The sequence below is a fragment of the uncultured Roseibium sp. genome, from assembly GCF_947496995.1.
Lineage (GTDB): Bacteria > Pseudomonadota > Alphaproteobacteria > Rhizobiales > Stappiaceae > Roseibium.
Map to the genome: position 1 here is coordinate 273,649 of NZ_CANMFD010000002.1, position 20,502 is coordinate 294,150.

Consider the following 20,502-nt stretch of genomic DNA (forward strand, 5'->3'; position numbering starts at 1 on the left):
GCCCGCTTTAATGAAGCTGCGGTCAGTGGCTGCGTTCAAAGATCGCCACGAAGAACCCATCCGTTCCCGTGGATGCCGGTGTCATCAGCAGGTCTCCGCGCTCGGTGACGTAGCGCGGTTCCGGCGCCTTCGGCAGCACTGCTTTCCAGGCTTCCAGCGCCGACACCGGTTTGAAGTCGGGCGTGGTTTCCAGGAACCATTCAGCCTGGTCCTCATTCTCCGCCGGTAATACGGAACAGGTCACATAAACGAGGCGGCCACCCGGTTTTACATAACGGCTGGCATTTTCCAGGACGTGGCGCTGATCCTCGATGCGGTCTGCCAGAGCCTTTTCGGCCAGACGCCATTTCGAATCGGGCCTGCGGCGCCAGACGCCGGTTCCCGTGCAAGGCGCGTCCATGAAGACAAGATCCATCTGACCCACGAGGTCTTCCAGATTGGTGCTTGCCGGATCGCGCACCTGAATATTGCGGGCGCCGGCCCGTTGAAGGCGTTCATGGATCGGTGCCAGGCGCAGCCTGTCGGCGTCATAGGCGTAGAGCTGCCCCTTGTTCTGCATGGCAGCCGCGAGCGCGAGCGTCTTGCCCCCGCCGCCGGCGCAGTAGTCCAGCACCTGTTCGCCCGGTTTTGCCTGCGCAAGGAGGGCGGCAAGCTGGCTGGCCTCGTCCTGAAGTTCGAACCAGCCCTTGCGATATCCTTCCTCGGCCTGAACATGCGGCACGCGGCCGGATCCGGGTTTGGCTTCTATGCGCATGCCGACAGGTGACAGGGCCGTCGCCTGGGCGCCCGTATGCGCGAGGCGTTTGAGAAGCTTCTCGCGATCGGATTTCAGGGTGTTGGTCCTGAGGTCGACCGGCGCGCGCTGTGCAAGCGCTCTGCCCTCCTCGACGGCCCGGTCACCGAATACGGACTGAAAGCCAGGCCAAAGCCATTCGGGGACGTCAGCTTGTGCATGCTCCGCCGGTACACCGTTTCCGGGAGCTGCGAGCCTGCCCTGTTCTTCATCCGTCAGGGCGTCCGGCGCGTGCTGGTCCTGCGCCAGCGCCTCGGCAAGAGCCGCAACACCTTTTTCCCACGTGAGGGCATAGGTTGCCAGAATGAGGGAGCGCGGTGTGCCGTCCTCGACGGCGGCCGCGAGCGACGCCTTGTTGCGCAGGGCATCGAAGACGAGATTGCCGATGGCGGTTCTGTCGCCGGAACCGGCGAAACGGTGTGCCGCTCCCCAGTCGCGCAGGGCAATCTGAACCGGCCTGTGGCGGGTTTCGACCTCGGTTAAGACTTCTATTGCCGCCGCGAGGCGTCCGCCATCTTTCATACTGATCCCTTGGGGTTGGACCGCAATCGGTCCGCACCGAATATAATGCTATCAAACGTTGGAAGGATAGTTCGGGCTTTCCCGCGTGATCGTCACGTCATGAGCATGGCTCTCGCGAAGACCCGCGCCGGATATCTGCACGAAACGCGCCCTTTCCTGAAAATCGGTAATATCCTTGCCGCCGACATAGCCCATGGCGGCGCGAAGACCGCCGGCCAGTTGGTGCAGCACACTGCTGAGCGCTCCCTTGTAGGGGACCTGGCCTTCGATTCCTTCAGGAACGAGTTTCAGGCTGTCGCGTACTTCGGCCTGGAAGTACCTGTCCGCAGAACCGCGCGCCATGGCGCCGACCGAGCCCATGCCGCGATAGGATTTGTACGAACGGCCCTGATGCAGGTAGACCTCGCCGGGGCTTTCCTCCGTGCCGGCGAGCAGCGAGCCGACCATGACCGATGCGGCTCCGGCAGCAATCGCCTTGGCCAGATCGCCGGAAAACTTGATGCCGCCATCGGCGACCACGGGAACCCCGTGCTTGCCGGCTTCATTGACCGCTTCCATGATGGCCGTGAGCTGGGGCATGCCGACACCGGCGACGATCCGCGTGGTGCAGATCGATCCGGGCCCGATGCCCACCTTGACGGCATCTGCGCCTGCATCGATCAAGGCCTTTGTGCCTTCCGACGTCGCGACGTTGCCTGCCAGAACCTGAACGGAATTGGAGAGTTTCTTCACCCGTTCGACCATATCCAGAACCTTCTGGGAATGGCCGTGGGCAGTATCGACCACAACCATGTCGACACCGGCATCGACCAGACGTTCCGCCCGGGCAAACCCTTCCTCGCCGACGCTGGTCGCCGCAGCGACCCTCAGACGGCCTTGCGCGTCCTTGGACGCATTCGGGTTGAGCTGCGCCTTTTCCATGTCTTTCACGGTGATCAGGCCGATGCAGTTCCGGTTTTCGTCGACAACGACAAGCTTTTCGATGCGGTTCTGGTGCAGAAGCCGCTTGGCGTCTTCCTGACTGACATTGTCGCTGACCGTGATCAGATTATCGCGGGTCATCAACTCGTGTATTTTCTGATCCGGGTTGGACGCAAAGCGCACGTCGCGGTTGGTCAGAATGCCGACCAGTTTTCCCACTGCCTGCCCGCCGGAGCCGCCGTTTTCAACAACCGGCACGCCCGAGATGCCGAAATGCTTCATCAGGTTCAGGGCGTCCTGCAGGGTCGCCTCCGGTCCGATCACCAGCGGATTGACGACCATGCCGGATTCGAACTTCTTGACCATGCGGACTTCCTCGGCCTGCTGGTCCAGAGAAAGATTGCGGTGAATGACGCCGATGCCGCCGGCCTGTGCCATCGCGATGGCGAGGCGGCCTTCGGTGACGGTATCCATGGCGGAAGAAAGGATCGGAATATTGAGTTCCAGCTCCCTGGTGACCCTGGTGCGCAGATCAACCTGGCCCGGCATGACTTCCGAATGGCCGGGGATGAGCAGGACATCGTCGAAGGTCAGGGCTTGCTGTCCGGTCGGTGGGACAAAGAAGGATGCCATTGCCAATTCCCCTTTTAAAAAAATGATAGCGACGCCGGCCTGTCTATAAAGCCTGCATCTTTCGAGTCGCTTCGGCTGTGCCGGAGAAGTTGGCGCGGGTCAATAACACGCAGGTGACAGAATGAAAAGAGCCCTGGCCTTGCTTTTCATTCGGTTTGCTTGCCATGAACACAAATCAGCTGGATTGCATCCAGGCAAAGTGCTGCCGTTCAATCCTGTTCAAGGTCGCTGCCGCGGAACCCCTTGGCGATCACATAAAGCTCCGGACTTTCCTTGCGGCTGGCCGGGGGCTTGAGGTGCGAAACGGTCTTGAACTCGCGCTTGAGATCCAGCAGCAGGGAATTTTCGGTCCCGCCTCGGAAGACCTTCGCCAGAAAGGACCCGCCGGGCACCAGGTTTCGGCGGGCGAAATCGATGGCGATTTCAAACAGGTGAGTCGTGCGCAGATGATCCGTCTGCTTGTGCCCGGTCGTGGGGGCCGCCATGTCCGACAGGACCACGTCCGGTTTGCCGCCCAGAGCTTCCATCAGCGCCGCCGGTGCGTCGTCGTCGAGAAAGTCCTTTTTCAGAAAGGTGACACCGCGCACGTGATCCATGTCGAGATAATCAATGCCGACCACCTTGGGCGCGTCGAGGCTGGATTGCACCCGATGCGCGGCCACCTGGCACCAGCCGCCTGGCGCGCAGCCGAGATCGACAACCCTGTAACCGGGCTTCAGAACCTTGTGCCGGTCGTCGATTTCGATGAGCTTGTAGGCTGCCCTTGACCTGTAGCCGTCAATTTTCGCACGCCGCACATAGGGGTCGTTCAACTGGCGCGACAGCCAGCGGGTGGACGATTCGCGCCGGCCGGCCGATGTCTTCACCTTGACGTGCAGCCCCCGGTCACCGGTGCCTTTTTTAGACCCGCTCATGCTCTGTTCCTTTGACGGCCGCGATCCTGACGGTTGCCGCACTTCCTGTGGGTCCAGACGCCGTCGGCCGACATCAATTCCGTTAAAATTCCCTCGCGCAATCCCCTGTCGGCGACGCGCAGCCGCGAGCAGCTCCAGCGGCGGCGGATGGCTTCCAGGATGGCGCAGCCGGCCAATACGAGATCGGCACGATCCGCGCCGATGCACGGGTTCTCGACGCGCGCCTCATAGGGCATATCGCGAAGCTGATCAATCATTCTGCCGACATCGCCGTCCTCGAGCCAGGTTCCGTCCACCCGGCGCCGGTCATAGCGCTTCAGTCCGAGATGCACGCCGGCAAGGGTCGTGACGGTCCCAGAAGTGCCGAGCATATGCACCTTTCCGGAGGAAATGGCTTCCGTGAGACTGCTGGCGAGGTTGAAGGACGCCAGATGCCCGGCGGCATCCTCGACCATGTCTTCGAAAACATCCGGCGTGACATGCACACCGCCGTGGCGTTCGGCAAGATTGACCACACCGACCGGCAGCGAAATCCAGGAACGGATAAAGCGCGTCAGGGCGTAGCCGCGCGCGCCGCAGCGATTGCGCAGGTCCAGCCAGACGATTTCCGAGGAGCCGCCGCCGATATCGAATAGGATGACACCGTCCGCGTCGTGATCGACCAGCGACGCACAGCCGGCAACCGCCAGACGAGCCTCCGTTTCGCGGTTGACTACCTCCAGTGCGAGCCCTGTTTCGGACTGGACGCGCTCGATGAATTCGGCCCCGTTCTCTGCGGCCCGGCAGGCTTCCGTCGCAATCAGGCGCGAGCGGGAAACTCCCCTGTCCGCCAGTTTGCGATGACAATTCGCCAGCGCATCGATTGCCCTGTCCATGGCGGCCTCACCGAGGCGTTTGTTGGACCCGACCCCCTCGCCCAGCCGGACGATGCGGGAATAGGCGTCCACGACCCTAAATCCGCGTTCTTCAGGACGGGCAATCAGCAGCCGGCAATTGTTGGTTCCAAGATCCAGCGCCGCATAAAGCGATCCACGGTGATGCCCGTTTCTGGCTCGGTCTTTCGCAACGCCATTCCAGTTCGTGCGAGGTTGTTTTTCCTGGCTTTTCGCCAGGCGGATATCGGCGTCCCGGGCGGACGGCTCACGCACTGCATTTGCCGGGCCTCCAGCATGGGAAGGTTTGTCACGCAAAGATCCGGTGTCCGGCGTGGCGCGGGCCTCGGAAGGAGCACCGTCCGCAGCGCCGTTCACGGATTGCCGTCTGCGCCGCCCCCTGCGCCGCGCCGCTTTCTTGCCTTTCAGGCTGGTCGCAGCGTCAGTGCCTTGTGCCGCGTCTCCATCATCGCTCGCTGACAGCGGACGCCGGTTGACCGCGCCGTCATTTCCGGCATGCGCGGGATTGCGCCCGCGACGGCGTTTCTTGCGGCGTTTTCCCGGATTGGACGCGGTTCCGCCGTCCGCGACAGGCTGCGCCGGCGGCTGGCTGGTGGTTTCGACGGTTCCGGATACAGCTTGGGCCTGAACAGGTCCTGCCCCCTGGGGCGTTCCCGTTGCGGCGGCATTTTCCTGCGCTGCCGCCTTGCCCTTGGGGCCCTGGCCTGAGCGACGCTTGCGGCGCCGTCTGCCCGGTCCCTTGAACTCCTGCGGAGTTCCGCTGTTGCCGGACACGTCAGCGGTACGACGCCCGTTCTCGGGCGGTTCCTGACCTGACTGAGTCACTTTGTGCCTTTCAGGTCCCGGCGTACCGGCCGTAAACGGGGCGCTGCCGGGGACCATGTCTTTCGTTGACAAAACTGTAACAGGTTGGCCGCCGATGGAAAAGCACATAACAGCCGACGAAAGATCCTGGCTTTTGCGAAACTGGCCTGAGGGCTGCAATTTCACAAAAAAGTCGAAACCGGCCCTTGCAATCGGGAATATGATGGATGTATATGCGGCACACTCGTTGCTGCAGAGGGCTTCCAGCCTGACAACTGCCGTAACAGCTCGCCCGGTTCCCGGGCCGCGTTGGGGAATAGGTTAACGGTAGACCCACGGACTCTGACTCCGTTAGTCCTGGTTCGAATCCAGGTTCCCCAGCCAAACTTTTTCTCAAGTCATTGATATCATTGAGATAATCGAATCAATAGATCCACATTCTCAGTCGATTCGACCAACTGATGCCAAAACTGGTCCCTGGAACTGGTGCCCAAGAGCGCCGTCCGGCAAAAGGAATATGGGCAATGGTTCGTCAACATACTAGAACTATCGGCCGATTGATGATGGCGACTACATAAATGTAACAAAAGACGAAAAAACTTTCATACGACCTGCTGGGTAGGCGGTGTTTGAAATTCGGGATGTAGGTCACTGCGAATTCTTTGGAAAATACGTGAAATAAAAGCCCAAAGTGCCTCGCAATACTTATCGGAAGATCTCGGTATCCGCCGCACCTCACCGAGGTTTCGTAGCCGATCCCATCGGTGGCCATCTGAGTTTGAGTGTTCGCCAATCAGCCACTTGGCCCAATCCTGTCGCGAATGGTCTTTCAATCGAATTCTCCTTCTGGTAGTAAATTGCAATGTTTTCTGGAGGTAATGCATGTTTGAATGCAACAGGAATTCTGCCGACCCTGTCCTAAGAGTATTTGTTCAGGAGCATAGCCTCAACCTATTGAAGTGGCCACGCACGGGGATTCAAATCGGAGATTTGGTGATCTCAAGAAATGACCGGACATTTTCTCCCGTGAATATTGAGGAAATTTTCGCATCAGACCGTCCGTTCGACGTGGAAAAGAAGCAGGTTGACCTCGCTCCCTTTGACACCTCGTTTTCATCTGCCGTGAAAATTGGCACAGTTGTCTCATTTATTGAGGGGCTTGCTTCTAGATTGGGCATGAAGGCATCGGGGAAACTTAAGTCGGCTTACGCGACTGCTAGTTCCGCCAAGGTGAAAGTGAAGGGTGGTAGAAAAACGTCGGGCAAACTGAAAGCCGTTTCGGAATGGCTTAAATCTAGTACCGTGGATCCACAACAATCGTTGATGAGAGAGGGAGACAAGCTCTACCTCGTCACAGCACTTGTAAAGTCCAACAAACTAGAGGTTGTTGCGACGAACGCCGATAACAACAACATTGAGGTCGATGTATCTTCGACCGAGCTGGCCGACGCCTCAGCAACACTTTCAACCAAGAAATCCGTGGGCACTTCCATCATTTACAAGTCCAAGGAATTACTCACTATTGGAGTGGAGCTTCACGAGCTTGTCGCTGATGGAGACTATTGGCGTCTCAACCTGCCGAGCGGATGGGTCGATGTCCGAGGTGATGATGAAATCGGCAAGAAAGGTCCGCGCACTATCTTCCTCGAAGAGGCCGAGTCCACAGGGAATGCGTTCATTTCCTTCGTGGACGACTAGACCACGAGTTCTTGTCGACTGATCCATCTGTTGTCGACGAAGAAATCAAAAAATAGCTTGTTTACTCCGAATTCAGGGACATTGCATTTGAGCAAGGCCTTGGCATGATCTGTGCCCTTTTCCTCAGACCAGTCGATCTTAGTATCCTGCGCCCCGGTAACAACTACGTTGAACTTGGGTTCCCGGATTAGCCAAGCCGGGTTATCGACGCGTGCAGGTTTGCCATCCAATTCGAACGGCAACTCCGGGCTCAGGCGTAACTCGATGACAACATCCTCGCCTTTGCGCTGAACCGTGTCCGCATAAGTGAAGCAAAGGACACCTTCTTCTCGTAGAACCTGCTCAACATCGATCCTGACTTTGTAAAGATATGCATCCTCTAAGCTGACGGCATCTTCGCTGAAATTGGTATAGTGATGGGGGTAAACTACCCTGGCTAGCGTGACTGCAGCCTCCTTTGCCTCTGCAAAATTGTCTGATAGCAGAACCGGCAGAAGACGCGCCTTTAGATCGGACTTGTTGAATTTACTCGGACTGGCGACCAACGTTTTCATGGCTTCCCTCCGTGCTGAAATTTCCTCACTAGCGAGGTCCAATAGAACCTTGGCAGGAGATTTCCTGCCAACTTCAGCGGATTTGCGTTTATCTCGGCTGTGCTCACGTTTGACTGTGGAACGACTCTCCCGAGGTTTTTGCTCTGTGCCGCTCCCCTTGCTTGGTACTTTTGGTACACGTACAGAATCAGGAAGCTCGGCTGGGCGCGAACTCCAGGCACTAGTACCCCAAAACCTCTCATCCAAATGTTCCACTGCCTCTCGCGATAGCAACAAGCGTTCATGGTTCAATATATCGTAGACATTGAGACCGCCGACAGGAAGCAAATCGACGTTATGAATGTTTCGAGTGGCTAACGCGAAATTAAGATCGACATGATTTCCAAATACGATCAAGCAGCGCTTCCCTTCGACACCCAATCGTCGGAGCGCTTCCTTGCCTACCTTCGTCTTATGCTCTGAGATAGCGAGATTCTGCACGATTATGAGTTCGCCTTCTAGCGCCTTAGACGAGAGGGCATGGCGCAGGCCGGCCGCGCGAATTTTCTTGGGTAGGCCGCTCTCAGCTTGCACTACAACACCACCGAACGCTCTGCCGCCACCTCGGAACTGTGGTGCTTTTGCTGAAGAGTGACGTGCCTTCCCGGTACCCTTCTGCTTATGCATCTTCTTGCCAGTACCGGCGACGTCCGATCTGCCAAGTATTTCTTTAGACGCGTTAAAACGTTTGGCCATCTGCCATCGAACAACTCGGTGGATGATGTCCGTCCTTGGTGTTTCTCCAAACACGTGTTCGTCGAGTTGAACGCGACCCGCCGCCTCTCCAGCTGCGACATCGAAAACAGGTAAGTTGCAGGCAGTGTTGAAATGCACATTCATGCTGCGGGTTGCTCCATTTCAGCCCGAAACCCACATTTGGATGAGAACTCTTGCCTTTCTCCAGCGGGCACACTGGTTACCGGAAGGAGTCGGTCTCGAAAGGCGTACATCGTATAAAAGAGAGCCGATGGATTGCGATGGTGGTTGAGCACCCATTTCCGCGCCTCCATCAACGCGGCCGCGACGGATTTTCCGGTTGACGCACAAGCGTAAAACGCTCCCGCGAACATCGCAGCAAAACCGTCGCCTATTTTTGTCTCGCTGGTCACAACACAGCTTGCGCCGTTTTGTCGGAATAGTGAAGCGTAGCTCTCAAGCGACACTGACTGGACGGAGCCCCCATAGCAAACATTGAAGAAGACAAAAGGGCCGTTCGTCAGCGGCATTGACGCAAAGTCGTTGTAGTGAATAAGTACCTTTTCTGTGACACGAACCTTCGAGTGTTGGATGACAGGAGTGTCAGCATGGACTCTGACTTCAAGATGGCAATCAAAGTGAACGATCTGCTTAGGTTGATCCTCGCTCGCCAAAAAGTTTGCCATAGGCAAAATACAATTACTCTGCTCTAGCTTTCCAAGGTGCAATTCTTTGATCGCAGTGCCCTTTCGCGCCACATTCAGTATCTGAGAATCGTTGTTTACCCCGACACTGTCGAGCTGATCGTCCTCGACGATCCCCATTCCGATCTGACCATTACTCAGCACGGAGTCGCCGGGAGCAAATGGCTGCTGGCCCTTGTTGAACGCATTTCGGATTAGACGCGATTTGTACCCAAGAAACTCTTCAACGTGCGCGATGCCGCTAAGCTCTTCTGCCAAATATAGCGCTTCCCAAGGTACTGAGACTGCCGTACTCATGACCTGGATTATGGTATCTCCATCCTTAATCTCATTTCGAAACCAATCCCGGTGAGCAGGTTCCGGCATTAGCGCCTTGAAAAGGCTTCGTCCAATCTGTGCCACTTCAAGCAAAGCCGCTTCTCGATCTGGGAGCGGCTCATCGACGAAGTCGTAGCCGCGTCTGCAAATGTCCGCTAGAGATCCTCGCAACAGACTACTTAGTGATTTGACCTGATCGGACTTTGCACTGATTTCGAGTGGTTCGGAGTGTGAAGACGTGATTAGATAGTTCGTGCTTTCGCCCAGTTGAATGATCTGATGTGTCGCGTCGGCGATTGGAAATACTGCTAATGCATTCATTCGAACGTTGCCCCCAACATCGCTGTCATAAATTTCTGACAATTTCTTGCTGGTTGCATAATGTCAACCTTCAACTGGGGTGCCTAATGGTAATTTTTGAATACTCAACTGGACGTAGTTAGCTAAAGACGATTCGTCCCAGGCGACACTAGGAAGTTTCGGCTGTGTCTGATTCTTCCACGGAAAACTGCTGAAAACCGATCAGGCGCGTAGTTGGGTCACCAATGCCTGCATCTTCTACGCTGCGCCGGAAAAGGTGCGTGTTTTTTCCGGAGCAAGGCACTCACCTCATCGGCATAGAATGCGCCTCGGCGCTCTCCCTCCAACTAAAAACGATAACCTGCTCGAGTGTGATTATTTCTTTCATCAACGTGCAAATCGGACAATTTTCGCTCAGATTACCACGAGGTGGGGAGATTTCGGCCGATGTTTGCGACAGAATTTGAAATAGGTCAACAGAAGACCCAATAAACGCTTTGGTTGAGTAATGTCGACAACGCCGATCGAAATGATGCTCCAGTGGGGTGTTGTCTCCTATTAGCCCTTGCTATCGACGAAATGTTGACAACCCCACAGTCTTCCCCCACTCTGGGAAGGCGACCTAGCCTAACTTATTGAAATTTTTACACCATCTTATTTTCTCTTTGAGATTCCAGGTTCCCCAGCCAAACTTTTCCATAAGACATTGATACGTAGAAGAGAAGTACAGGCTTTCTGCATTTTGAACTCACTTGCTTCCATCATCTGATGAATCAAATCAGGTCCATAGATCGCCAGTGACTGGCGAACGCGTTATTCCTGGTAGCTGTGTACGTGTGCATCAGCCTATTGCACAGCTCTCGTTTTCTTTGCTCAACGACTTGATTGCCCCCATGAAATGCCTGTAGTTCATAATATGAGGTACGCTCCTCATTCTTGGGCTGAGTGGCATTTGAAAATTGTTTGCGCACCCGGAACGCAGCTGCGTTCAAATTGTGCCATGCTGATGGAGTTGAGCCGTCCGGGTCCAGAGTTTCGAAAGGCAGCATCGTGAAGAAGTTCAAGGGTGATCCCGAGTTTGTCATTTCGGATGAGGAATCGCTCCGAAGCCTGTTTCCGGAAGTCTCTCCCCTCGCTGCCATAAAGTGCCAGACCTCTCTCGATGAGCATGCGCAAGCCTTCATCAGGCGGTCGCCGTTCATATGTCTCGGTACCCAGAATGCGGACGGGAGAGCCGATGTCAGTCCGCGCGGCGATCCTGTGGGATTTGTTCAAATTCTTGGGCCGAACACGCTGGCGATACCGGAGCGACCCGGCAACAATCGCCTCGACAGTCTGGTGAATATTGTCGCCAACCCCAGCGTGGGACTGCTGTTCATCGTGCCGGGGTTTGACGACACGCTGCGCGTCAATGGGCAAGCCAGTCTGGTGACTGACCCGGAGTTGCTCAAGAGCATGAGCGTCCAGGACCGGCTTCCCAAACTTGCGATCGTGGTCGAGGTGAAGGAGGTCTTCCTGCATTGCGCCAAGGCATTCCGGCGCTCTCAGTTGTGGGATCCGAAACAATTCCAGGACCGAAGCGAATTGCCGTCGCTTGCAAGGATCATTCTCGATCAGACGACAGGCGCTCCCGATGATGATCATGAGATGCGCAGGATAGAGGACAATCTGGAAACCGATTACAAGCGAACACTTTACTGAACTGAGATTTGGCAAGGAAAGCGGTGAGCCTAGTCTCAGGAGCCCTCGGGTTTTCTGTTTTCAAGGATCAGAGCACCGTTGAACCGTGACAGTTCTCCGCGGACCAGCGTGGCTTTCGTCCTTCTCTCCCGACGCGGCTCCGGCCTTTCAGGACGATAACAGGCGTTCGGTGCGTAAGCGCGCATCTGAAAGCTCACAGCAAGGGCGTTGCCCGGCTCAGTCTTTTCCCTTGGTGAGCGACTTGATCAACAACGTCAGGATCGGGGTCAGCAGAGCGTGAATTGTTCCATCGAGCGGATTGCGGGAAAAATTCACCAGGCTGTTCTTTACCGCCAGCAATTCGTCCCGGACGGCCTCAACCTCGTCCTGAATGTCACCTGCCCTGGCCTCCAGTTCCTGCAGGCCTGCGTCCCGGACCTCCCGGGCCAGATCAAGTTCGGGTCCGGTCGACAACCGCGAAGCCCACAGAACAAGAAGGGCGGCGATCAGGAAATCGGCAACCGCGACACCTAGGGCGGCATAGACCGGCCCCCATTTTTCTTCCAGCGCGAAGAAACCGGCGACATTGAGCATTCCGAGGCCGAAGACGCAGATCAGACCGGCAAAAGCCGTGGCTCCGATCCGCTTGGTGGCGACGCTGATCTTCGCTTCGATAATCAGAAGCTCCGCGCGCCAGATGATCCGCATGGTGCGAACGAAACTGTCCATGAAGCCCTCCTATCGTTTAAGAAGCGCGCCGATCACGACCCCGAGAGCGAGCGCTCCCAGAACGGCGGTGACCGGGCGTTCCCTGATTTCCTCACCCGCGTTTTCGACGAGATCCGACAGTTTATGCGCGAGTTCTCCGAGTTCGTCCTTCCCGGGCATTTCGTCCGGTTCAGGTTCGTGCGGAGTTTCGGGAATTTCAGCCGACGGTTTTTTCGCGCGCTGGCGACGCGGCTTGCGCTTTGTCTCGGAGTCCACCTTCAATTGTGAAATTTCGTCCCTCAGAACGGAAGCGCGGGGCATGGATAATTTCCTTCGCAATCAAGCGTCGACATTACCTTAGGGTTCCTGGCGAAAAAAGGTTAAACTTCAGAATATTCCGTGTGTTCGGACGCGAGGGGGAACACTGCACGATGGAAAGTGAGCGCGTCATGCCGGACGCAAAACAGGGCGACAAGGCACACTTCCAGCTGTTCCTGATCGGGTTGCTCGCCCTGGCGACAGGCGCTGCCTTTCTGGGCTTGATCTGGGACTATCTGATCGCTCTTTTTCTGGCAGCCGTTTTCAGCGCAATGTCAGCGCCGCTTTATCGCTGGATTTATGAGCGCACCGGACACAGCAAGGGCGTAGCGGTCGGCATCACGCTCATTCTCCTGTCGGTTGGTGTGCTTTTGCCGCTCGGCGCGGTGATCGTCCTGGGGGTGCAGCAAGCGGCAGGCGTTGCCCAGACAACATCTGTCTGGCTCGAGACCGTCGATATCGGAGCAATCGAGAAGGCCCTGCCGGGCTGGCTCCCCTTCGAGGTCGATGTCGCCGGGCTTGGTGCGACGATTGCTCAAAAGGTCGGGCAAGCGGCAGGCCAGATCGCCGATTTTTTCGTAACGGCCCTGTCTCAGGTGACCAGGGGCACTGTCACATTCTTTCTGAACATCTTCATCATGCTCTATGCGATGGTGTTTTTCCTGCCACAGACATCGAACATGTTCCAGCAGATGCTGATCCATTCCGGACTGCCATCGGACGTCCAGCATAAACTGGCCGACAGGGTTGTCTCGATCAGCCGGGCGACCATCAAGGGAACATTCCTGATCGGTGTCGCCCAGGGCGTTCTGGGCGGTCTCGGCTTCTGGATCGCCGGGTTGCCGGGCGCGGCGTTCTGGGGATGCGTCATGGCGGTGTTTTCCGTGATCCCCGGCATCGGCCCGACGCTGGTTCTGATCCCGGGCATAATCGTGCTGGTGGCGAACGGGCACCTGGTCGCGGCTGCAGGACTCGCCATTTGGACGGGGCTGGTGGTGACGACCGTCGACAATCTGTTGCGGCCCATCCTGGTCGGGCGCGACACGCGGATGCCCGACCTTCTTGTTCTGATCAGCACCTTTGGCGGCCTTGCAACCTTCGGAGCTGTCGGGCTGGTGGTCGGTCCCGTGATAGCAGGTCTGTTCCTGACGGTCTGGGCCGTGTTCGAACAGTCCCTTCGCACACGTGGACTTGCCGAGGAGGCCACCGCGGACGCTGCAATCTCCGATACTGCTTCTGCCAAGCCCGACACTGCACAACCGGAACAAACGCATCTTGCCCGGGAACTGGAAACACTGCGCGCCGACCTGGACGTCTTGAAAAAACAGAGGTGACATCCGGCCGGGAACATAGGTCTTTTGCGAACCAGCCGGTGACAACCACGGGCTATTGCCAATGAAAGTCTGGCGGACGGGAGGTGGAATGGAGTGGTTGGGACGGGGGCTGGCGGTTCTCTTAGGGCTTGGTTGCACAATGGCCACGGCCGTCGCCGCCGAGCCTTCACCTTCCTTTGTCGGCTCCGCATCCTGCGGCACCTGCCATTCGGCTGAGTACAGTTCCTGGAAATCCAGTCACCATGCCGAAGCCTGGCGACCGGCGTCCACCGAGAGCGTCGCAGGCGATTTCGATGAAGCGGTCTTTGAGCATGCCGGACGCACGACACGCTTCTTTCACCGGGACGAACGCTTTTTTATCGAGACCGAGGACTTTACCGACGGGCCAAAGGTGCTTGAGGTCAAAGGTGTCGGCGGGATCGAGCCCCTGCAACAGTATCTTGTCGAAACGGAACCGGGAAAACTCCAGTCTTTCGATGTTGTCTGGGATCAGGAAAAAAAGAGCTGGTTCCACCTCTATCCCGATCAGGTTCTTCCTCCGGATGACGGCTTTCACTGGTCCGGTCCCTACAAGAGCTGGAATGCCCGTTGCGCCGAATGCCACGCGACGGATTTCCGCAAGAATTACGATGCCCGCACCCGGCAGTATAGCAGCACACAGGCCGAGAGCGGCGTCGGCTGCGAGGCCTGTCACGGCCCCGGCGAAGCCCATGTCGCATGGGCTGAAAACGAGGAGTCCGTGTTGCGGAGTTCCTTTCCCGGTACAGACGGTCATGGACTTCTGCTGAGTTTCAGGGAGACGATTGCAGAAACCGAAATTCAGCAGTGCGCCGGGTGCCATTCAAGGCGGGAGCCTCTCGAGGACGGGAGCCCCATGCCCGGCACGCCGTTTCACGACAGCTACCGGCTCGCGCTGCTGCGCGACGGGCTTTATCACCCGGACGGGCAGATCCTGGACGAAGTCTATGTCTACGGCTCCTTTCTTCAGTCGAAGATGTACGCCAAGGGTCTCCGGTGTTCAGACTGCCATGACCCGCACAGCGCCCGGCTGAAAGCTGATGGCAATGCTGTTTGCACGCAGTGCCATTCAAGCGCGGGCAACCCCGCCTTCGCCTCGCTTCCCAAAAAATCCTATGACGACCCAACTCACCACTTTCATGAGCCGGACAGCGCGGGGGCAGCCTGTGTCTCCTGCCACATGATCGAGCGAACATACATGGGTGTCGACGGCAGAAGGGATCATTCCTTCCGCGTGCCCCGCCCCGATCTCAGCGTGAAGATCGGCACGCCGAATGCCTGCACCGATTGCCACACAGACAAAACCGCTGGCTGGGCCGCCGAAGTCCTGGAAAACCGTTATCCCGACAGCCGGCACAGGGGACCGCATTTTGCCGAGGTTTTTGCCAATGCCAGAGCCGATGCGAGCGGCGTCGGTGAAGACCTCCTCGATATTGCCCTTCACGAATCTTTTCCCGGCATCGTCCGTGCATCGGCTCTCAACCTGCTTGGAAATCGAAGCGGGCCGGAGCAACGCGCTCTGGCAGCCGGTCTTCTGCGGGATCCGGATCCTCTTGTTCGCGCCGCCGCCGTGCCGTTCGCCGGGCTCGATACGGATGGAAACGGGATTGCCCTCCTGACAGATGCCCTGGAGGATCCGGTCAAATCCGTGCGCATCGCCGCGGCGCGTCAGATGCTCCGCGTTCCGTTGGACAACACGCCGGAACGAACCCGGTTGTCGGCGCGGTCGGCTCAACGTGAATGGCAGGAAACTCTCTCTGCCAAGCTGGATTTTCCGGAAACCCATATGGCGATTGGCGGGACTGCGCTGGTGCTACGAAACTCCAGAGCCGCGATCCGCGCCTTTCAGGAGGCGACGAGCCTTGATCCGCAACTGGCGGAAGCCTGGATCATGCAGGTTCGGCTGCACATGGCCGAAGGCGATCTGGCAGCTGCCGAAGTTGCTCTTCAAAGAGCCCTGCAGAATGTTCCCGACAACGCGGCGCTTCTTGATCTGAAGCGACAGTTTACCTCAAGATGAAATATACCTAATTCATTCGGCTTATAAGCTACTTAGCTATACTATAAACCCAAAAAGAGTGAATAATCCTCTCACAGCTTTTCCATTGACGCAGAGAGAATTCTAATTCTTGATGACTTTTACATCTGGGAAAACTGCGGACCAAATTGGATGCATTGATAAATTGTGCAATTGGGAGGATCACACCATGTTTACGGGAATGAGATCGATTACCGGCAGACTATCTGCCTGTGCTGCGGGGGTATTGCTTCTGGCAATCGCCACGCCTTCTTTTGCACAAGAGGACGCCAAGCCGAACATCCTCGTCATCTGGGGAGATGACGTCGGTCAATCCAATATCTCGGCCTACACTTTCGGTCTGATGGGATACCGGACAGAAAACATCGACAGGATTGCCAAAGAAGGCATGATGTTCACCGACTATTACGGCGAGCAGTCCTGCACCGCCGGCCGGTCTTCCTACATCATGGGTCAGAGCGTCTTCAGGACGGGCCTGTCCAAGGTCGGGCTACCGGGTGCGGATCTCGGGATGCAGGTGGAAGATCCGACCATCGCCGGCCTGTTGAAACCGCACGGCTACATGACCGGTCAGTTCGGCAAGAACCATCTGGGCGACAAGGATTCAATGCTCCCGACCAACCATGGGTTCGATGAATTCTTCGGAAATCTCTATCACCTGAACGCGGAAGAAGAGCCGGAAAACCCGGACTATCCGAAAGACCCGGCCTTTCGGGAAAAATTTGGCCCACGTGGCGTTATCAAATCATCTGCTGACGGGGCGATCGAAGACACCGGTCCTCTGACCAAGAAGCGGATGGAAACCGTCGATGATGAAACGGTCACCGCCGCCATCGACTTCATCCGCCGCGCCAACGATCAGGGCAAACCGTTTTACGTCTGGTGGAACGGCACACGGATGCATTTCCGCACGCACATAAAGGACGAAGTGCGCGGCATTTCCGGACAGGACGAATACAGCGACGCCATGCTGGAGCATGACGGCCATGTCGGCCAGTTGCTTGCGGTGCTGGACGAACTCGGCATCGCGGACAACACCATCGTTCATTATTCGACCGATAACGGTCCGCATATGAACACATGGCCGGATGCGGCGTCTTCTCCGTTCTACGGCGAAAAGAACACCAACTGGGAAGGCGGCTGGCGCGTGCCGTCCATGGTTCGCTGGCCGGGCAAAGTCGAAGCCGGATCTATTTCCAACGAAATCATGCATCACATGGATTGGCTGCCGACATATCTGGCTGCCGCCGGCGATCCGGACATCAAGGAAAAGCTGAAGGATGGCGGCGTTCAGGCGATCGGCCGCGACTACAAGGTTCATCTCGATGGCTATAATTTCCTGCCGCATCTTCTTGGCGAAGAGGAAGCAGGACCGCGCAAGGAAATCTTCTATTTTGCGGACACCGGAGAACTCACAGCTCTGCGTTATGAAGACTGGAAGGCGATATTCCTTGAACAGAAAGAGTTCGCCACGTTGCGTGCCTGGATCGAGCCCTGGACGGTCTTGCGCATTCCGCTGATCACCAACTTGCGGCGGGATCCTTATGAACGCGCGCATGTGACCTCGAACACCTATTACGATTGGATGATCGACCGGGTGTTCTTCCTCGTGCCGGCGCAGGCCTATGTCGCCGAATTCCTGAAAACGTTCCAGGAATTCCCGCCACGCCAGAAACCGGCCAGCTTCTCCATCGACCAAGTCATGGAAATGATGACCGACTCGACGGGATCGAAGTAAAGCGCGGAACGACCCAACCTAGGCGGCGAATCCTCCGCCTGGGTTTTGCGAGCGATATTCCCCGGCAAAAAAAGCCCCCCCTTCGTGGGGCGTTCGAATTGCGGTCTTTTCCCGGATTCTCAAGGAGAGGTTCAGATGAAATTGCGGGCAAAGCAGCTGTGCTTGACCACCGGCGCCCTTCTGACAGGCCTCTGGTCCGGAACCGTTCTCGCCGAGACCCAGGCTCCGCGTCTGGTGCTGCAGATCACGGTGGACCAGTTGCGCGGTGATTTGCTCGACCGGAACCGTGAGCATTTCGGCGAAGGCGGCTTTGCCTATCTTCTGGAGAATGGCGCTGTCTACTCCGACGCCCACCACAGGCACGCCAATACCGAGACGATTGTCGGTCATGCGACCCTTGCCACCGGAACCGATCCCGCGGTCCACGGCATGGTCGCCAACCTCTGGTTCGACCGCAAGACCGGCCGCCCCTATTACAACGTTCAGGATGCGGATTACCCCTTGCTCAGCCAGGGCGGCGTGGATCAGTCTTCCGAGATAGACCCAACGCAACGGGCCGCGACCACGGACGGCCGTTCGCCAAGTGCGATCCTGTCGTCCACAATCGCGGACGAGATCTCGCTGGGTGTCGCGGGCGGACCCAAGGTCTTCGGAGTTTCGGTCAAGGATCGCGGCGCAATTTCCATGGCCGGGCACAGCGGCAAGGCCTTCTGGTTTTCGAAAAGCGAAGGCCGTTTCATAACGTCCAGCTACTACATGGATCGGTACCCGGACTGGGTGAGCGCCTGGAATGACAACGGGCTGGCAGGCTCTTATGCAGATGGTGCCTGGGAACTTTCAGACGCCAAAGCCTCCTACCGTTTCGGCGATGCCGACGACATGGAATGGGAGACCGATTTCCCCGGTTTCGGCCGTGCGTTTCCGCACCCATACGGCGCCGGCGACGGCAAATACTATACGACGCTGCTGACCCTCAGTCCCGCCGGAGACGAGTTGACGGCCGATTTTGCAAAGGCCCTGATCGATGCGGAGCAGATCGGGGCGGACGAGGTGACCGATTATCTTTCAGTCAGCTTTTCTTCCACGGATTATGTCGGGCATATCTTCGGGCCTTCCAGTCTGGAGACGGAAGACAATCTGCGCCGGCTGGACCGCACCCTTGCCGGTTTTCTCAAATACGTCGACGAGCATGTCGGCCTCGAGCGCACTCTGGTGGTGCTGTCGGCCGACCATGGCGCCGCGGAAGTCCCGGGCTATCTGACCTCTCTGGGGATCCCTGCGAGCTATTTCAATTTCGAGGATGTCGACAAAAGGCCCGCGATAGAGGCAATGAAAGCCGAGTTCGGCATTGCCGAGGAACTGGTGGAAAGTTTCTCCCAGCCATACGTCTATCTCGATCAGGCCGTGCTGGATGAAAAGGGGCTGGACAAGCCGGCCGTTTCCCGCAGGCTTGCCGAGGAACTGCAGAAAATGCCCGGCATTGCCTATGCGATTTCAAGCGATGATCTGCGGTCGGGGAATGTCGCCAGGACAGCGGTCAGTGAGGCGGTCCTGGCCAATTTTCATCCGGATCGGTCCGGCGATATTTACATCGTCTTCGAACCGCACTGGTTCGTTGGTGAATTCGACGGATTGACCGTCGCGGCGACCCACGGTTCTCCCTGGTCCTACGACACACATGTTCCCATCATCTTCTCCGGGCCGGGCATCGCTCCGCAAAGGATCGCAAGGCGGGTGGAGACGGTCGATGTTGCCGCGACCATTGCAGCCTATCTGAAGATCAAGCCGCCGAGCGGTTCGCGCGGTCAGGTGCTGACAGAGGCCCTCCCCTGAAACTGAACTTCCTCCGCATCGGATACCGCCCGCATGACAGATACGCTTGATCAGGTTCTCGATCTGAAAGCCCGGATGCAGCAGTCGATCATTGGCCAGGAGGGCGTCATCGACCGGCTGGTGATCGGCTTGCTTGCCAATGGTAACCTTCTGGTCGAAGGCCTGCCGGGTCTTGCCAAAACCCGTGCGATCAAGGCGTTGGCAAAAAACATCGACGCGCATTTCAGCCGAATCCAGTTCACGCCTGACCTGCTGCCGTCCGACGTGACCGGGACGGAGGTCTATCACCAGTCGGGCGGAACCGGCACGTTCCGCTTCGAAAAGGGACCGATCTTCGCCAATATCGTGCTGGCCGACGAGATCAACCGCGCGCCGGCGAAAGTGCAGGCTGCGCTGCTTGAGGCCATGGAAGAACGCCAGGTGACGGTGTCGGGAACCACGCATGTGATGGAGCCCCTGTTCATGGTCATGGCAACGCAGAACCCGGTCGAGCAGGAAGGAACCTATCCCCTGCCCGAGGCCCAGATGGACCGCTTCCTGATGCATGTGATGATCACATATCCGCCGGTGGAGGATGAGGTGAAGGTCATCCGTCTGGTGCGCGGCGAAGAACAGGCGGCGCTTGCAAAAAACGATGATGGCGAGACCGCTCCCGCCAAGGAGCGCCCTGCGCCGATATCAAGAGATGTCGTATTCGCCGCCCGTGCCGAAATCGCCGGATTGCATGTGTCCGAAGCCATCGAACGCTATATGGCCGATCTTGTTCAGGCGACCCGCACGCCGGAGCTTTATTCGGAGGACCTTGCCCGCTGTATTGAAATCGGTGTCAGTCCGCGCGCGTCCATCGCACTCGACAAATGCAGCCGGACCCATGCCTGGTTGAAGGGCCGTGATTATGTCGATCCCGTCGACGTCCGGTCCATCCTGAACGATGTCTTCCGGCACAGGCTCTCCCTCAGTTTCGAAGCAGACGGTGACGGCCTGTCCCCGGACAGGGTCATTGAGGACATTGCGGCGCAAGTCGCCATGACCTGAAGGCAAGGAAG

The 20,502-nt window shown here is 57.5% G+C and carries 14 protein-coding genes, 1 tRNA gene and 1 pseudogene; 8 read left to right on the forward strand and 8 right to left on the reverse strand.

The genetic code is table 11. The annotated features are described in order from the left end of the window. Nucleotides 1-22: 22 nt before the first annotated feature. The 4 genes from Q1B40_RS09925 to Q1B40_RS09940 form a co-directional block, all read right to left on the reverse strand. On the reverse strand, nt 23-1,315 hold the full coding sequence (locus tag Q1B40_RS09925; RefSeq protein ID WP_299813244.1) for an RsmB/NOP family class I SAM-dependent RNA methyltransferase: 1,293 nt from the start codon (nt 1,313-1,315) through the stop codon (nt 23-25). A 51-nt stretch (nt 1,316-1,366) separates the two neighbouring features. After that, on the reverse strand, nt 1,367-2,869 hold the full coding sequence (gene guaB / locus Q1B40_RS09930) for an IMP dehydrogenase (protein ID WP_299813247.1): 1,503 nt from the start codon (nt 2,867-2,869) through the stop codon (nt 1,367-1,369). A 209-nt stretch (nt 2,870-3,078) separates the two neighbouring features. Next, nucleotides 3,079-3,783 (reverse strand): RlmE family RNA methyltransferase, encoded by a 705-nt coding sequence (locus Q1B40_RS09935; protein WP_299813251.1) that lies wholly within the window; start codon nt 3,781-3,783, stop codon nt 3,079-3,081. Beyond that, nucleotides 3,780-5,501 carry a Ppx/GppA phosphatase family protein gene (locus Q1B40_RS09940; protein WP_299813254.1) on the reverse strand — a complete coding sequence of 574 codons (1,722 nt, stop codon included), beginning with the start codon at nt 5,499-5,501 and terminating at the stop codon, nt 3,780-3,782. Before Q1B40_RS09940 ends, Q1B40_RS09935 begins: the two co-directional genes overlap by 4 nt. Before the next feature lie 289 nt (nt 5,502-5,790). Here Q1B40_RS09940 and Q1B40_RS09945 point away from each other — a divergent pair. Together Q1B40_RS09945 and Q1B40_RS09950 are read left to right on the forward strand one after the other, a co-directional pair. Beyond that, a tRNA-Gln gene (locus Q1B40_RS09945) sits at nt 5,791-5,864 on the forward strand. A gap of 498 nt (nt 5,865-6,362) precedes the next feature. Further along, nucleotides 6,363-7,178 (forward strand): hypothetical protein, encoded by an 816-nt coding sequence (locus Q1B40_RS09950; RefSeq protein WP_299813257.1) that lies wholly within the window; start codon nt 6,363-6,365, stop codon nt 7,176-7,178. A gap of 785 nt (nt 7,179-7,963) precedes the next feature. Here Q1B40_RS09950 and rplD read toward each other — a convergent pair. Beyond that, nucleotides 7,964-8,611 (reverse strand): annotated as a pseudogene (gene rplD, locus Q1B40_RS09955) (50S ribosomal protein L4); the annotation flags it as partial. Continuing rightward, nucleotides 8,608-9,810 (reverse strand): CHAT domain-containing protein, encoded by a 1,203-nt coding sequence (locus Q1B40_RS09960; protein WP_299813260.1) that lies wholly within the window; start codon nt 9,808-9,810, stop codon nt 8,608-8,610. The gene Q1B40_RS09960 and the pseudogene rplD, both read right to left, overlap by 4 nt. Nucleotides 9,811-10,839: 1,029 nt before the next feature. On the opposite strand from Q1B40_RS09960, the gene Q1B40_RS09965 reads away from it, so the two are divergent. Further along, nucleotides 10,840-11,490: a pyridoxamine 5'-phosphate oxidase family protein gene (locus Q1B40_RS09965; RefSeq protein ID WP_299813263.1), complete on the forward strand. Its 651-nt coding sequence runs from the start codon at nt 10,840-10,842 to the stop codon at nt 11,488-11,490. A gap of 216 nt (nt 11,491-11,706) precedes the next feature. Here the strand turns inward: Q1B40_RS09965 and Q1B40_RS09970 are convergent, their stop codons facing one another. Continuing rightward, nucleotides 11,707-12,198 (reverse strand): phage holin family protein, encoded by a 492-nt coding sequence (locus Q1B40_RS09970; RefSeq protein ID WP_299813266.1) that lies wholly within the window; start codon nt 12,196-12,198, stop codon nt 11,707-11,709. Nucleotides 12,199-12,207: 9 nt separating this feature from the next. Further along, complete coding sequence (locus tag Q1B40_RS09975; RefSeq protein WP_299813269.1) at nt 12,208-12,498, reverse strand: hypothetical protein; 291 nt, start codon at nt 12,496-12,498, stop codon at nt 12,208-12,210. Nucleotides 12,499-12,608: 110 nt separating this feature from the next. Here Q1B40_RS09975 and Q1B40_RS09980 point away from each other — a divergent pair, with 110 nt between their 5' ends. The 5 genes from Q1B40_RS09980 to Q1B40_RS10000 all read left to right on the forward strand — a co-directional run bounded on the left by Q1B40_RS09980 (nt 12,609) and on the right by Q1B40_RS10000 (nt 20,491). Continuing rightward, entirely contained in the window at nt 12,609-13,829 is a 1,221-nt protein-coding gene (locus Q1B40_RS09980) for an AI-2E family transporter (protein ID WP_299813272.1), read from the forward strand. 139 nt (nt 13,830-13,968) lie between these two features. Continuing rightward, nucleotides 13,969-15,867: a multiheme c-type cytochrome gene (locus tag Q1B40_RS09985; protein WP_299813275.1), complete on the forward strand. Its 1,899-nt coding sequence runs from the start codon at nt 13,969-13,971 to the stop codon at nt 15,865-15,867. 187 nt (nt 15,868-16,054) lie between these two features. Further along, on the forward strand, nt 16,055-17,623 hold the full coding sequence (locus Q1B40_RS09990) for an arylsulfatase (RefSeq protein WP_299813278.1): 1,569 nt from the start codon (nt 16,055-16,057) through the stop codon (nt 17,621-17,623). Nucleotides 17,624-17,758: 135 nt separating this feature from the next. Further along, nucleotides 17,759-19,456 carry an alkaline phosphatase family protein gene (locus tag Q1B40_RS09995; RefSeq protein WP_299813281.1) on the forward strand — a complete coding sequence of 566 codons (1,698 nt, stop codon included), beginning with the start codon at nt 17,759-17,761 and terminating at the stop codon, nt 19,454-19,456. A gap of 33 nt (nt 19,457-19,489) precedes the next feature. Then, a complete protein-coding gene (locus tag Q1B40_RS10000) occupies nt 19,490-20,491 on the forward strand; it encodes a MoxR family ATPase (RefSeq protein WP_299813284.1) in 1,002 nt (333 codons plus the stop codon). The last annotated feature ends 11 nt before the right edge of the window (nt 20,492-20,502 follow it).

Excerpts from the sequence above, each read along its gene's own strand:
- Q1B40_RS09960 (WP_299813260.1), bottom strand. The coding sequence starts at position 9,810 with ATGAATGCATTAGCAGTATTTCCAATCGCCGACGCGACACATCAGATC.
- Q1B40_RS09995 (WP_299813281.1), top strand. The coding sequence starts at position 17,759 with ATGAAATTGCGGGCAAAGCAGCTGTGCTTGACCACCGGCGCCCTTCTG.
- Q1B40_RS09925 (WP_299813244.1), bottom strand. The coding sequence starts at position 1,315 with ATGAAAGATGGCGGACGCCTCGCGGCGGCAATAGAAGTCTTAACCGAG.
- Q1B40_RS09970 (WP_299813266.1), bottom strand. The coding sequence starts at position 12,198 with ATGGACAGTTTCGTTCGCACCATGCGGATCATCTGGCGCGCGGAGCTT.
- Q1B40_RS09935 (WP_299813251.1), bottom strand. The coding sequence starts at position 3,783 with ATGAGCGGGTCTAAAAAAGGCACCGGTGACCGGGGGCTGCACGTCAAG.
- Q1B40_RS09975 (WP_299813269.1), bottom strand. The coding sequence starts at position 12,498 with ATGCCCCGCGCTTCCGTTCTGAGGGACGAAATTTCACAATTGAAGGTG.
- guaB (WP_299813247.1), bottom strand. The coding sequence starts at position 2,869 with ATGGCATCCTTCTTTGTCCCACCGACCGGACAGCAAGCCCTGACCTTC.
- Q1B40_RS10000 (WP_299813284.1), top strand. The coding sequence starts at position 19,490 with ATGACAGATACGCTTGATCAGGTTCTCGATCTGAAAGCCCGGATGCAG.
- Q1B40_RS09990 (WP_299813278.1), top strand. The coding sequence starts at position 16,055 with ATGTTTACGGGAATGAGATCGATTACCGGCAGACTATCTGCCTGTGCT.
- Q1B40_RS09950 (WP_299813257.1), top strand. The coding sequence starts at position 6,363 with ATGTTTGAATGCAACAGGAATTCTGCCGACCCTGTCCTAAGAGTATTT.
- Q1B40_RS09980 (WP_299813272.1), top strand. The coding sequence starts at position 12,609 with ATGGAAAGTGAGCGCGTCATGCCGGACGCAAAACAGGGCGACAAGGCA.
- Q1B40_RS09985 (WP_299813275.1), top strand. The coding sequence starts at position 13,969 with ATGGCCACGGCCGTCGCCGCCGAGCCTTCACCTTCCTTTGTCGGCTCC.